General features: G+C 59.8%; 11 protein-coding genes and 3 pseudogenes. 10 read left to right on the top strand and 4 right to left on the bottom strand.

Features of this window, described 5'->3' with window-relative positions; all coding sequences use genetic code 11:
- The first annotated feature begins 10 nt into the window (after window positions 1–10).
- From NKJ15_RS14600 to NKJ15_RS14555, 10 genes and pseudogenes are all read left to right on the top strand, one after another.
- On the top strand, window positions 11–490 hold the full coding sequence (locus NKJ15_RS14600; RefSeq protein WP_352815903.1) for a NifX-associated nitrogen fixation protein: 480 nt from the start codon (window positions 11–13) through the stop codon (window positions 488–490).
- A 27-nt stretch (window positions 491–517) separates the two neighbouring features.
- Complete coding sequence (locus NKJ15_RS14595; protein WP_352815901.1) at window positions 518–1303, top strand: response regulator transcription factor; 786 nt, start codon at window positions 518–520, stop codon at window positions 1301–1303.
- A 108-nt stretch (window positions 1304–1411) separates the two neighbouring features.
- Window positions 1412–2299: a universal stress protein gene (locus tag NKJ15_RS14590; RefSeq protein ID WP_352815900.1), complete on the top strand. Its 888-nt coding sequence runs from the start codon at window positions 1412–1414 to the stop codon at window positions 2297–2299.
- A gap of 1341 nt (window positions 2300–3640) precedes the next feature.
- Window positions 3641–4806 (top strand): annotated as a pseudogene (locus NKJ15_RS14585) (TlpA disulfide reductase family protein).
- A gap of 317 nt (window positions 4807–5123) precedes the next feature.
- A complete protein-coding gene (locus NKJ15_RS14580) occupies window positions 5124–5594 on the top strand; it encodes a DUF269 domain-containing protein (protein ID WP_352815896.1) in 471 nt (156 codons plus the stop codon).
- Between the two features lie 25 nt (window positions 5595–5619).
- Window positions 5620–5823, top strand: a complete 204-nt coding sequence (locus tag NKJ15_RS14575; protein ID WP_352815894.1) for a CCE_0567 family metalloprotein — start codon at window positions 5620–5622, stop codon at window positions 5821–5823.
- Entirely contained in the window at window positions 5820–6137 is a 318-nt protein-coding gene (gene fdxB, locus NKJ15_RS14570; RefSeq protein WP_352548332.1) for a ferredoxin III, nif-specific, read from the top strand. The genes NKJ15_RS14575 and fdxB overlap by 4 nt, the downstream gene beginning before the upstream one ends.
- A gap of 62 nt (window positions 6138–6199) precedes the next feature.
- Complete coding sequence (locus NKJ15_RS14565; protein WP_352816020.1) at window positions 6200–6490, top strand: exopolysaccharide production repressor protein; 291 nt, start codon at window positions 6200–6202, stop codon at window positions 6488–6490.
- Between the two features lie 654 nt (window positions 6491–7144).
- Entirely contained in the window at window positions 7145–7567 is a 423-nt protein-coding gene (locus NKJ15_RS14560) for a pyridoxal-phosphate dependent enzyme (protein ID WP_352815892.1), read from the top strand.
- A 45-nt stretch (window positions 7568–7612) separates the two neighbouring features.
- Window positions 7613–8707 (top strand): ISAs1 family transposase, encoded by a 1095-nt coding sequence (locus NKJ15_RS14555; protein ID WP_352816018.1) that lies wholly within the window; start codon window positions 7613–7615, stop codon window positions 8705–8707.
- A 63-nt stretch (window positions 8708–8770) separates the two neighbouring features.
- On the opposite strand, the pseudogene NKJ15_RS14550 reads toward NKJ15_RS14555, so the two are convergent.
- The 4 genes and pseudogenes from NKJ15_RS14550 to NKJ15_RS14535 form a co-directional block, all read right to left on the bottom strand.
- Window positions 8771–9301: pseudogene (locus NKJ15_RS14550) on the bottom strand (transposase); the annotation flags it as partial.
- Window positions 9302–9586: 285 nt separating this feature from the next.
- Entirely contained in the window at window positions 9587–10702 is a 1116-nt protein-coding gene (locus NKJ15_RS14545; RefSeq protein WP_352815890.1) for a saccharopine dehydrogenase family protein, read from the bottom strand.
- Window positions 10703–11060: 358 nt separating this feature from the next.
- Window positions 11061–11827 (bottom strand): annotated as a pseudogene (locus tag NKJ15_RS14540) (IS5 family transposase).
- A gap of 66 nt (window positions 11828–11893) precedes the next feature.
- Complete coding sequence (locus NKJ15_RS14535; protein WP_352815888.1) at window positions 11894–12211, bottom strand: hypothetical protein; 318 nt, start codon at window positions 12209–12211, stop codon at window positions 11894–11896.
- Window positions 12212–12219: the final 8 nt, after the last annotated feature.

Genomic DNA, 12219 nt, shown 5'->3' with positions numbered 1-12219 from the left:
AGTGGGCGAAATGTCTGACGCCGCAACTAGCCCTACTGTTGCCGAGGACGAGGCGGCCCTTGCCACCCCGTTCGTCAAATGCCTCGTGCGGCTGGTCCGGGCTCATGATTCCCACGGGTCATGGGAAGGCAAATCGGACGCCGAGCTGCTGGGCGACTTCATCATAACCAGGGAACAGCGCCGTGCGATCCCGATCATCGGCGATCCCGATCCGGATGTGCTGTGGAGGCTCGAGATGTTTTACACCGCCGTCGGGCTTGCGATCGAGGAGCGCTCCGGCCTGATGGCATCGCCGATGATGGAGATGAGCCATGAGGGCTTTGGGCGCGTGCTTCTCACGGCCGGGCGGTTGGTCGTTCTGTCGAAGACCCTGCGCGACGTCCACCGGTTCGGCTTCGAGACGTTCTGGAAACTCGCCTCGGCCGGGACGAAACTGGCCGGCGATGCGACCGCAGCCATTGAAGCCCATCCCGAGGTGGCACGGGCTTGATGGAATCGATTTTCGAGCAAGGGGATCATGTCAGGCCTTGAGGACATGCGATGGCCAGCCCTCCCAACCGAGGCTGTCGAGGCCGATGTGGTTCTTGGGGTAGCGCTGATGAAGCCACTGGTCCTGATCTGTTCGCAAGATGCGGAGTTGTATCTGTTCCTCAGCCACATTCTGGCGGTGGACGGCTTCACGAGTGAGCCGGCAGGCGGGGTGGAGGACGCTCTCGAATTGGCCGATGAACGGGAGCTCCAGGCGGTCGTGCTGGACTGCGGACCAGCAAGTGCGACAGGCTCCGCAATCTGCGCCCGGCTCAAGGGCGAGCCACGGACCGGCGGCCTGCCCGTTATTGCCCTGATCGCGCCGGGCGCCGAGAACCAGCACCTCGATTTGTTGAAAGCAGGCATTGACGAGAGCTTTGTGCGGCCGATCGCGCCGGCCACGCTGCTTGACTGTCTACGGACGAAGCTGGCGCTGCCGAAGCCGGGTTCAAATGGGATCGAAAACGGCAGCTGGCTCTGCTGCGGCAGCCTTGAAATGAAGCTCGATGCCCACCGAGTTCGCGGTAATGGCCACGACATCCACCTCGGACCTCTCGAGTTCAACCTGCTGCGGCAGTTGCTTGAGGCTCCCGGCAAGGTCTTCAGTCGAGACGAGCTGATCGACGCGGCCTGGCCGGACAATATCCATATCGGTGCACGCACCGTCGACGTCCATATCAGCCGGATCAGAAAGGCGCTGAAGACAGCCTCGCCCGGCAGCGTTATTCGTACCGTCAGGTCGGCCGGCTACTCGCTCGAGAAGCCGGACGACTAAATAGCGAACGGGTGGAGTGCCATTTCCCATCTCCCGTCAGACTGAGGGCAAGTCTTGCGGCTTCGAAACGCGCCTACAGTTACGACATACTTAGAAAGAAGCAGTCAGATGGCCTTCAAAAGCGTACTCAGTGTGAGGGGAGCCGACCACTCCGATCAGGACGTCAAAACAGCTGCCGGCTTGTGTGCCGAGGTCGGCGCGTACCTTTCCGTACTGATTATGTCGCCTCCGCGGCTCGTTATGTCGCCTCCGCCGCTGGGCGATGGCATCCCCGAGTGGCCTAGAAATCGCGCACACGCCATTGCCGCACTGGAAAAACGGTGCAGGCAAATCGAGAGATTTTCACAGGACACGGCCAGTCTGGAAAAAACATCCAGGGAAATTCACAAACTGCTGAGTGCCACGTGGCGGTGCTATGATGTCGATATTGCCAACTGCGATCAGGCCAGCATCGGTGACGCGGTGCGACAGCGGGCGCTCTGCAACGACCTGACAATCGTCGGCCCCGCACTTCTCAACGACATTAACGTCGGTCCCCTTGTTATCAACGGCAGCCTGTTCGACACCGGAAAGCCGGTGCTTGTCGTGCCGGAGGGCGCTGAGGCGACTCTGTCTCCACGGCGCGTGCTGGTCGGCTGGGATTCGCGAGTCGAGGCGTCCCGTTCGGTTCGGGAAGCGCTGGATCTGCTAGCCGGTGCTGAGGAAGTTCGTGTCGCACTAGTCGATCCGGAGGCGACCTGCACCGGAAACGGTACCGAGCCGGGAGCCGATATCGCTGCCTATCTCACTCGGCACGGTGCTCGGGTGTCGGTTGACCTGCTGGCGAGCGCCGGAAAATCGGCAGCCACGGTGCTCGCGCAGCACGCAATCGACACGTCTGCCGACATGATAGTCATGGGCGCTTATGGCAACCGCAGGCTACGTGAGCGACTCTTCGGCGGCGTGACGAGATGGATAGTTGGGAAGCCGTCATTGCCGTTGTTTTTGGCTCGCTGACGGATTCCAAAGCAGCACCGACGCTGTTCGAAGCTCTAATCCCCTGGATCACCTATCCTGATCCAAGTCGGAGAAACATTGCGGCAAACGCGCCCCGTTTGCGAAGCTCCTCGGAGCCAATCTGCAAGCGCCATCGCCGAGTACATCGCGGACGTCTCGCGTTCGGGGTTCTGCTCGCCCGAGATGATCCATAACGCGGAGACCAACACCGTGCAGAGATATGGGCAGTCCTCAATGCAGTGAACATCACGGCTTCGCACGTCGGCGTCAGGTCAAAGAGAGTCGTTCAGCGCGGCAGGCCGAGTTCCGATCCGTAGCGGCATCGTATGCGCGCTATCACGATCTCCTCATTACTGGCCGGGAGCTTAACAACGCAACGACCGTGGCGTGGCCGACGCCCTGAACTTCGAGTCGGAACGGTCGGGCTCCTGCCGCGGTCGGCGGGAATCGATCGCATAAATCACGTTGCCATGGTCTGGAATGGCAGGCGGGTTAGGGGTGAGGGCGGCCGCATCTTCAGCGTTTTCAGTCGGTCCGGCCCAACCCGCGTGGCGACCGAGTGGTCTTTGGCCGGTCAATTCCGACACCGCTCACACTCGCACCAGGCGGTCCCTGTAGGGCCTGTGAACAGGGACACAGAACGACAAAAGCAGGAATCGGGGAGAGTTCACCGGCCGGCACGCGCCGGCACTCATCCTGGCCCTCTTCGCCACGATCATTACCGTCGTTCTGAGGAGCGGTATTGGCGAGCTGCAGCTGGACCGGCTTCGTCGTGAAGAACTCCTGCGTCGCCAGCCAGGAATTCAATCGCAAAGCGGAAGAGGTAGGGTAGAGGCGATGCTCGGATGGAGCGGCCCCTGCAATCGCAATGGCGTTCCGCTACCACCTGAGCGACCGAAACGGCAAGAAGCTCAAGCAAGGCTTGAGGCGGACGATGATGACGAGCCTGGCGGTAGCCAACGCAGTCATAATGTCCATCTGCTCGTCCCTCAGCCCGAATATATGTCGAGTCGTCCGTGGCCACGCTTCTCTGGCGACGCGAAGCGCGTGATGCGTGTCCAAGACCCGACAGTGGCAGAAAACATGTCGCGTCCAATACAACAGGCTATCTTGGGCGCCCCGAAAGTTTTTTAAAGTATAATCAAGCGTTTACTGCGCGCTGAGCGCGTTGGCACAGCCTTTGCGAATTGAGATTCAGCAACACTGAGTGAAGGCTGACTGCACGCAGATGCGCAAGACGAGCGATGCTCTCCATTCCTTGAACCCTCGTGCCCCGTCTCAAAGGGGGAACAAGCTTGCGCATAAGGTCACGCAACTTTTGGCAACAGCTTTGGAGACAACATGGTTTTGCAGATGGGGTCACCGGCTCCTTCGATCAAAATGGGGGACTGGCTGCGTGGCGAGCCCCTTGCGAACTTCCAACCCGGCAAAGTCTATATCGTCGAATTTTGGGCACCTTGGTGCGAACTATGCATGGCGGAGATGCTCGATCTGATGCGGCTCCAGGAAAAATACAGGGACAGCGGACTTGAGGTCGTCGGCCTCGCCGCTAATGAAGACGCTCCAACGGCCGTTGAGGCTCGCACCAAGTTGGACGCGTGGTTGACCGAAAAGTGCTCGCATCTGAGCTATCGGATCGCGTTCGACCACACAGGTGAAATGAACAAGCTTTGGATGAAACCCAGCTTTTCCGCCCGGATTCCGACTTCGTACGTGGTCGACCGAGACGGCCAGATCGCCTTTATCGGTCATCCAAGCCAACTCGATGAGGTTTTGCCGGAAGTGCTCAACGGCAGCTGGCGCACCAGCGACAAAGCGAAAGCCGCCGATACGGAGCGGATCGCCACAAGCGAACCCATGGCGCGCCAACAAGCGTTGAAGAAGCCGATCGATGACAGATTCTGGGCGGCGGTGAAGTTAGAAGATTGGAAGACGGCGCTCTGGGCGATCGAAGAAGGCATCGCCTTGATGCCGGACGACATCAATTTCCGTCTGGCTCATGCGCATCTGTTGCTTCACAAAATTCAAGACATGTGGACCGGCTTGCCCGTGATGCGCCAATTGGTTCGCGACGCGATCGACAAAAACTCCGAGGACTGGATGGTTTCGGCGCTAGACCAACTTTTCCATCCGGCCAATGACCATTCGCGCCTTCCCCCTGCTGAGCGCTTCGCGATGGTCAAGGAGCTGTCCGAACACATCCTGGCGCTGAATCCCCCGCAAGGCGACAGCCCTAAGTTCCGGTCCTATCCGGCGGTCGCCCGGTACTATCACGAGAACGGCAACAATGATCGCGATCGAGTTGGTGAAATGGCACTGAGGTCGCTGGACGGTCCGGAGCCTTCCCGGCCGAATTGAAAGAGCAGCATCTGCCGGATTTGCTGCAGGCCCTCGCCAAGTACAGGGGTGGGAAGGTTTGTTGCGGCGCTCTCTTTGCGGCTCCGAAAAACAATTTCCCGAAGGTGCCAAAGCGCGGTCGGCCGAGGAGAAAAGATAAAAAAGGGTAATTGGTCGAAATGGCTTTTTCCCTAGCGTGGCCGCAGCAAGGAGGGTCCATGCAGCACTTGGTCGATCGTTTGCAGCAGGATCGAGGCTCGAATCTTCATCGCCTCCAGCCGCATTGCGGCGGAAGTGATGTTCGACGCGAATTCGCGTGGAAGACTTCGCAGTGGAGGACGCGTCCAAGGTCGGCCACAGGAACGTCAATTGGGTGGAATCGGCCGCCCCGAGCCGGGCGTCGGCTGCGCAAGTCTGCCCGAAGTAGGCGTCTCCGAAAAAGGAAATCGTCCATCGAGGAAGAGGACTGCAATGAGGAGAATGTGAAATGTCTGACGCCGCAGTTAGCCCTGCTGTCACCGAGGACCAAGCAGCCCTTTCCACCCCGTTCGTCAAATGCCTCGTGCGGCTGATCCGTGCTCAGGAGTCCTACTGCTTATGGGAAGGCAAATCGGACGCCACGCTGCTGGCCGACTTCATCGTCACCAGAAGAAAGCGCCGTGCGATGCCTGGCATGGGCTATCCCGATCCGGACGTGCTGTGGAGGCTCGATATGTTTTACACCGCCGTCGGGCTTGCGATCGCGGAGCGTTTCCGCCCGGTGACATCGCCAATCATGGAGATGAAACCCGAAAGGCCTTCGGGCCCGTGCTTTTCAGGGCCGGGCGGTTGGTCGTTCTGTCCAGACGTCCACCGGTTCGGCTTCGAGACGCTTCGGAAACTCGCTGAGGCCGGAACGAAACTGGTCGACGATGCGACCGCAGCCATCGAAGCCTATCGCGACGTGGCGCCGGCCTGATGAAACCGATTTCGAGGAAGGGTTTATGTCAAAGCTAGATGAGATGGGGAAGAAAGTCCGAAAGCTTCAGCTGCGCGCGGCAGTTGCCAAGATGAAATTGCGCGACCTTGCAGAGGATCTCCCGGGAAAATGGAGGGAGATAGAGGAAGTTGCCGAGGAAACGTCCGCCGTTTTTGCCGAGTTGGATGGTGCCAAGAGAGAGCTCGCCGCAATGAAGAAGTTACGATGAGGAGCACATTCACCACCCGCGACGGCTCCGGATGGATGCCGGAATATCTCACCGCTATAGACGGCACGACCTGCATCGGCTGCGGCCGCTGTTTCAAGGTCTGCTCGCGCGAGGTCATGCATCTTTACGGCGTCGATGACGCGGGTGAAATCCTCGGCGCCTGCGACGACGAGGATGACGATTTCGACGGCGAGCTCAATCGCATGATCATGGTCGTCGATCATGCCGGCCGCTGCATTGGCTGCGGAGCCTGCGCCCGCGTCTGCCCGAAGAACTGCCAGACCCATGTTGCGGCCGACCAGGTCGCAGCATGATCTGAGGAGACAAAACCAGGAGAACGGCGTTGCCCTTTAGAATTTTTTGTCGCGTCCTGGGAATGGTCCAATGCAGCACTGCTCTGACCGTCTACTTCGCTTCTTATTCCATCGGCACAGTAGTCGTCACGACGCTGGCTTGTTCGCTGCTCCTTCAGCTGGCGTATTTCGCAAGCGTGCTCTTTCTGATCTTGCGGTCTGGCTGCATTAGCCGAGCTGGCCAAAGGGCTGAGCATTTCGGCAGTTCCAAGGAAGTTGGATCCGGGCCGCCAAACCTTGATGAGGTGACGAATGAATCCGCAGATTTGCTCCAGCGCGATCAAATGCGGGCCATATCGCTGCTGCTGCCTTGAGGCGCCATGATAAGGTCATTGCTCAAGTTAGCGCCACTTTGGACCAACCATAAACATTGAGCAGATATTAGGAAGTCCAGAAGTCTGGTCTCCAGGTTCACCTCATAGTCCGCCGCAGTGACGCCGCGATGCCAGGGGCACCATCCTATACTGTGCTTGAGGAGTCGCTGGTCACCGCAATCCGGTCATTCTAGTCAATCCAGGAGATGCAGTTCTTGAATGCCATACGCATTGGGGTACTCTCGCAGCACGCTGGCGTGCGGTTGCAACTCTCAATGACGAACGAGGCGCTGGAAATAGTAACGGGAGTCTGGCGCCGGATAACGCAGATGACGTCAATCAAAGACGCCTCTAGAATGACTGGTGCATGGCTATTCAGCTCCGTCGCGTGTTGCCGGAGAGAAAATGCTGCAAAAGTTCGAACGCTATCCGCTCACATTTGGACCCATGCCCCATGCCCATCGAGAAGCTCGACCGCCTCTCCAAGCATTGGGGGGAAAGGTGGAAATCTACGCCAAACGCGAGGACTGCAACTCCGGTCTCCCGTTTGGCGGAAACAAGCTCCGCAAGCTCGAATACATCCCCCCCCGACGCGATCGCGTCAAACGCTGATACGCTCGTCACCATCGGGGGGTGCAATCCAACCATACGCGCATGGTCGCCGCGGTCGCCGCCAAGATCGGCATGAAATGTCTCCTGGTTCAGGGAGCTGGGTACCACACGAGGATGCCATTTACGACCGTCGGCAACATTCTCTTGAGCCGGATCATGGGGCCAGAGGTGCGCCTGGTCGACGAGGGCTTTGACATTGGTATCCGCCGCAGTTGGGAAAAAGCACTCTATCAGGTCAAGGCGAGGGGCGGCAGACCCTATGCGATACCAGCCGGTGCATCTGTTCACCCGAAAGGCGGCCTCGGCTATGTAGGGTTCGCGGAGGAGGTGCGCGCCCAGGAGGAACAGCATGGGTTTGCCTTCGACTACATCGTCGTTTGCACGGTCACGGGCTCGACGCACGCCGGCATGGTCGTCGGATTCGACAAGGACGGTCGACCCGCACATAGGTCTGGCGCAAATTGAGACCCGTCTTCCTGGCAGGGGAATCGCATTTTGAGTAGATGGGAAATGGCTTGCCAAGTGACGGGTTGTGGATTCTTAAGAGGGTTCCATTATTTGGGAGCTCTCGATGGAAACGATCCAGACTGTGTTCGGTCATCTCGATCCACGCGACCAGAACGCTCGCCACGATTTTTGCGAGTACTGTTCATTGCCTTCGCCGCGATGTTGTGCGGCGCCAAGAATTGCTCCGACATCTGGCGCTTTGGGCAGGAAAAGGAAGCAATGCTGCGCCAGGTGCTCGCTTTGGCGCATGGCATCCCCTCGCACGACACCTTCTCGACACTGTTTCGCAAGCTTGTCCCGACGGCGTTCGCCGAGGCCTTCGCCGGCTTCATGCGCCATGTCGCGAGCGCTGCCGGCGGTGCCGGGCAGATCGCCCTCGATGGCAAGTCCATGCGGGGCGCCTTCGAGAAGGGCCGCCAGTTCGCGCCGCGGATGATGGTGTCGGCCTGGGGCGCGCAGCTGCGCATGACGCTGGCAGCCTTGCCGGCGCAGAGCGGCAACGAAACCAAGGCGGCCATCGAACTGTTGCGCCTGATCGACCTGCGCGGCGCCGTGGTGACGGCCGATGCGCTGCATTGCTCGGCCCAGATGGCCGAGGAGATCACGCGGCGCGGCGGCAGCTATGTGCTGGCCCTGAAGGGCAATCAGAAGCTGCTTCTGGCCGATGCCGAGCGCCTCATGGCCGGCCGCCCAACGCCCAAGGCGGCACTGGCCGTTACCGAGGAGGTGAGCCACGGCCGCCTGGAGCGGCGGGCGGCGCGTGTCGTGCGTGCGCCCGGGCTTGGCCGCAAGCATGGCTTTGCTGGCCTCGCGGCCATCGGCGAGGTCAAGCGCACGCGTGTGATCGATGGCAAACGGCAGGAAGAGTGCTGCCTCTATGTGCTCTCGCGACCGATGTCGGCCAACGACCTGCTTGCCGTCGTGCGCCGTCACTGGGATGTCGAGAATGGCCTGCATTGGCAGCTCGACGTGATCTTCCGCGAGGACACTGCCGGACCAGAAAGGATCACGGCCCCGAAAACCTCGCTCTGCTGCGGCGCTTCTGCCTCAATACTTTCCGGGCCGACAGCAAAAAGGACACCATGCTTGGCAAAATGATGCGCGCAGGCTGGAACGATGCTTATCTCTTCCAGCTCATGACGCAAATGCAATAGCCCTGGTCTTCCTGGCCAGCCGCACCAGCCGTTCGCGCGCCCGCTGGATGAGCTTGGCGTCGGTCGGGAAGATGACGTTCTTCGGCTGCACGGTGGTGTCGACGATCACCTGGCGCGTGTCGGCCGGCTTCATCGCCCCGGTCCTGACCCCAATTCTGAGGCTTTCCTGCAAGAGCGCTACGATCCGCGCCTCGCTCATGCGGCTGCGCCAGCGCGTCGTTGACGAGCGGTCGAACGGCAGCTCATGGCAGAAGAACGCCTCGCCGCAAAGATACTGGAAGTAGGGCTTCTCCACCTAGCGCTCGCACAGCACCTCGTCGGACAGGTTTAAGGTGTGCTTGAGGATCGTCATCCGGGTCGGCAGCGGCGGCATGCCAGGGCCGTCTGAATAGACCCCGCCGAAACGCGCCTCCAGCACCGGCCAGTCGATCGCCTGCGCCGGCCGCACCAGCTCGTGCTTCATGTTGATGATCTGATCGAGCCGGGAACGGAACAGGTCCTGCTCTCCCGTCTCGCGCTTCTCGCGTGGCCTGGACACCGCCATCCCCTCTCGATTCGCCCCGCCAAAACGAGTGAATCACGCTCGGCAGCCCAAGGGAACCGCAAAACCGAATTGCAGGAAAGCAGCGCCCAAGCACTGCAAATCCTGCAATTCCAAAGCCGCTGCCCGCCCTAATCAGGATGCCAGATCAACGGCTTGCGGATAGTTCACGGCCGACTTTCCGGGTTGAGCATGTGACTGTGATCCGCCTTTCCAATTGGCTGGTCGCCGAAACGACCGCCGATGATATGGGACCGCCAGACTGCCACTGGAAAGGCCTGCTCAGGCCGCAACAGTGGCGCCATGGTGCTTCGCCGCGTCTCCCTGCCGATAACAGACCCCGAAGCGGTTCTCCAGAAATGCGTTGAGCCCGATGTCTTCCTGCCGGATGAAGCCCTCGGCTGAAATCTTGTCGCCGACAAGGAGGTCGAGGACCGCACAGATGCTGGATGCGGTGGTGATCTGAATCGCGCTTGTGATGCGCCGGCCTACCTCGGCGCTGTAGATTTTTTTCGCGTAGGTTTCCTGGACTAATCGGCCGCCTCTGCGTCCAGAGACGGTCACGAAGACGATCACGACATCCTGCAGCGTGGTGGGCAGGGCCTGTTCGAGTATGTCCTTCAGCACATCGCGGCGGTGCCGTAGCCCCAAGTCGTGCAAAAGCGCCTTCATGATCGCGGCATGACCCGGATAGCGTATGGTCCGGTAGTTGAGTGTGTTGACCTTGCCCTTCAGCGTTTCGCAGAATGTCCCAAGGCCGCCGGAGGTGTTGAAGGCCTCGTAGGTGACGCCGTCGAGCGAGAATTCTTCACGTTCCTCCAGAGCGGGAACTTCGACCAGCTCGCCGTTCACGATCGCTTCGCAGGGCTGGATGTACTCGTTGATGACCCCGTCGGTGCTCCAGGTGAGGTTGTAGTTCAAGGCATTGCTCGGAAACTGCGGGAGGGCGCCGACGCGCAACCGTACGCTGTCGAGGCTGTCGAACTTGCGCGATAGGTTGCTTGCTACGATGGAAACAAAACCTGGTGCCAGACCGCATTGTGGAATGAAAGCGGTTTTGGCGGTTTTAGCAATTCGTTTCACCTGCCGCGTGGATTCAACGTCTTCGGTGAGGTCGAGATAATGGATGCCGGCTCTGGCCGCAGCGGTGGCGATGGCGACGGTGAGCTGGAAGGGTGCCGCGCTCAAGACCGCAAGCTTGCCGGACAGCTGCGCAGCCAAGGCTGCGTCGTCGGTGATGTCAAGTTTGGCCGTCGAACGCGCGGGACCGCTTTCAATCTCCGCCAGCTGTTGGGCGCTGCGGTCAACGACAGTGACATGATAGTCCCCGGTGTCCGCGAGCAACCGTGCAATCGTGGAGCCCATTTTGCCTGATCCGATCACGACGACGTCTTTCATTATTTCTTCCTGCAACAGCACGACGGTCTGACGTCGTTACACTTAATCAGATTCCGCAGCTGATTTTTGTAAAAGTTCCATTAATCTTGAGCAGATCGGAGGGGCGATTTGGCAAGGTGCAGGAACGCTTTGGCTATTTCCCGCAGCAAAGCCCCCCACAATCGGACCATCGAGCGACTGGAGCACAAACCGGAGGCATGGGCCACGCGCGTCCGCGGAACAGCCTTTTCGGCAGGCGTCCGTGTGCCGTAAGACTGTTGAGGCATTGAAGTTGCCATTGGCGGTGCTTCAACGGCCGGCAGGCCAGATCGCGTCGATCTGGAGTCGGACGGGAAGCAGGACGCTAGCACCAGACAAGCTAGGACGTAGACTCATTACCGCGTAGCCAGATGCGGATTGCGACGAGTTTGAGGGCGGCAAGGTAGTTTTCTGCCAGCTTGTCGTATCGGGTTGCGATGCGACGGAACTGCTTGGCCTTGTTGAAGAAGCGCTCAACGAGGTTGCGCGCCTTATAGAGGAAGGGGCTGAAGCAGATCGGGTCCTTGCGGTTAGCCTTGGGCGGGATGTTGGCCCATGCCTTTCGCTCGGTGACGGCAGTGCGCAATGCGTCGGCATCGTAGCCCTTGTCGGCGAGCAGCATGGCACCTTCGGGCAATTCCGTGATCAAGTCCGCAGCGGAGGCGATGTCGCTCGTCTGGCCTGCCGTGAGCGTCAGCTTGATCGGCCTCCCTTGGGCGTCGACAAGAGCATGGATTTTGGTTGTCAGCCCGCCTCGGGAGCGACCGAGACAATGATCTCGACCCCCCTTTTTTCCGTCGCGCCCTGCTGATGGACGCGAACGATGGAGGTGTCGATCATCTGCACCTTGCCGTCATGGGCTTTGGTGGTGGCGTCCATGAGGCGGTCCCACACACCTGCTTTTCGCCATCGGACGAAGCGATTGTAGCAGGTGGTGCGTGGGCCGTATCGCTCTGGCAGATCGCGCCATGGCGCACCGGAACGAAGCACCCAGAAGATGCCGTTGAGCACACGGCGGTCATCGACGCGTGGCACGCCTCTAGGCTTGTTCGGCAACAGCGGCTCGATCACGCGCCATTCGAAGTCAGTCAGGTCATATCGGCTCATGCGGAGCCTGAATCAGATTCCGCCGCAATATGAAAGTCTCAGTCGAAAACGACCCCGCTGCGGCTATTAGGACCACACCAGCCGGTATCGCTGCATCATATCGAGGATAGTTTCGGCGCGTGCTTCGAGTTCGTCAGGAAGCTCCAGTTGAACTTGAAGCACCTCTGTTCCTTGGTCGATCCCTAGTCGCGCCATAATCGGATTCGGCCCGTCGAATTCGCCGGACGCCCAACGTGGTGGAGAAAGATCGGTGTCCGACGCTTCGATGTCATCTCGCAAGACCTTCTCCACACCCTCATCAAGCCGTTCGCCTGACAAGTTTTGCATCTCGTCAAGAAGTGCGTCCAAATTGTAACGCCAAACCCAGGTTGCAACCATTGCCAAGGACCGGC

This window comes from Mesorhizobium sp. M0207 (assembly GCF_040321995.1).
Taxonomy (GTDB): Bacteria; Pseudomonadota; Alphaproteobacteria; order Rhizobiales; family Rhizobiaceae; genus Mesorhizobium.
Note: the sequence above shows the minus strand (reverse complement) of the source record. Positions and strands in the feature narration are given on the sequence as shown.

Bases quoted from the DNA above. Each gene is read 5' to 3' on its own strand.
- NKJ15_RS14600 (WP_352815903.1), top strand. From the start codon at position 11: ATGTCTGACGCCGCAACTAGCCCTACTGTTGCCGAGGACGAGGCGGCC.
- NKJ15_RS14560 (WP_352815892.1), top strand. From the start codon at position 7,145: ATGGTCGCCGCGGTCGCCGCCAAGATCGGCATGAAATGTCTCCTGGTT.
- NKJ15_RS14595 (WP_352815901.1), top strand. From the start codon at position 518: ATGTCAGGCCTTGAGGACATGCGATGGCCAGCCCTCCCAACCGAGGCT.
- NKJ15_RS14565 (WP_352816020.1), top strand. From the start codon at position 6,200: ATGGTCCAATGCAGCACTGCTCTGACCGTCTACTTCGCTTCTTATTCC.
- NKJ15_RS14590 (WP_352815900.1), top strand. From the start codon at position 1,412: ATGGCCTTCAAAAGCGTACTCAGTGTGAGGGGAGCCGACCACTCCGAT.
- NKJ15_RS14555 (WP_352816018.1), top strand. From the start codon at position 7,613: ATGGCTTGCCAAGTGACGGGTTGTGGATTCTTAAGAGGGTTCCATTAT.
- NKJ15_RS14545 (WP_352815890.1), bottom strand. From the start codon at position 10,702: ATGAAAGACGTCGTCGTGATCGGATCAGGCAAAATGGGCTCCACGATT.
- fdxB (WP_352548332.1), top strand. From the start codon at position 5,820: ATGAGGAGCACATTCACCACCCGCGACGGCTCCGGATGGATGCCGGAA.
- NKJ15_RS14575 (WP_352815894.1), top strand. From the start codon at position 5,620: ATGTCAAAGCTAGATGAGATGGGGAAGAAAGTCCGAAAGCTTCAGCTG.
- NKJ15_RS14580 (WP_352815896.1), top strand. From the start codon at position 5,124: ATGTCTGACGCCGCAGTTAGCCCTGCTGTCACCGAGGACCAAGCAGCC.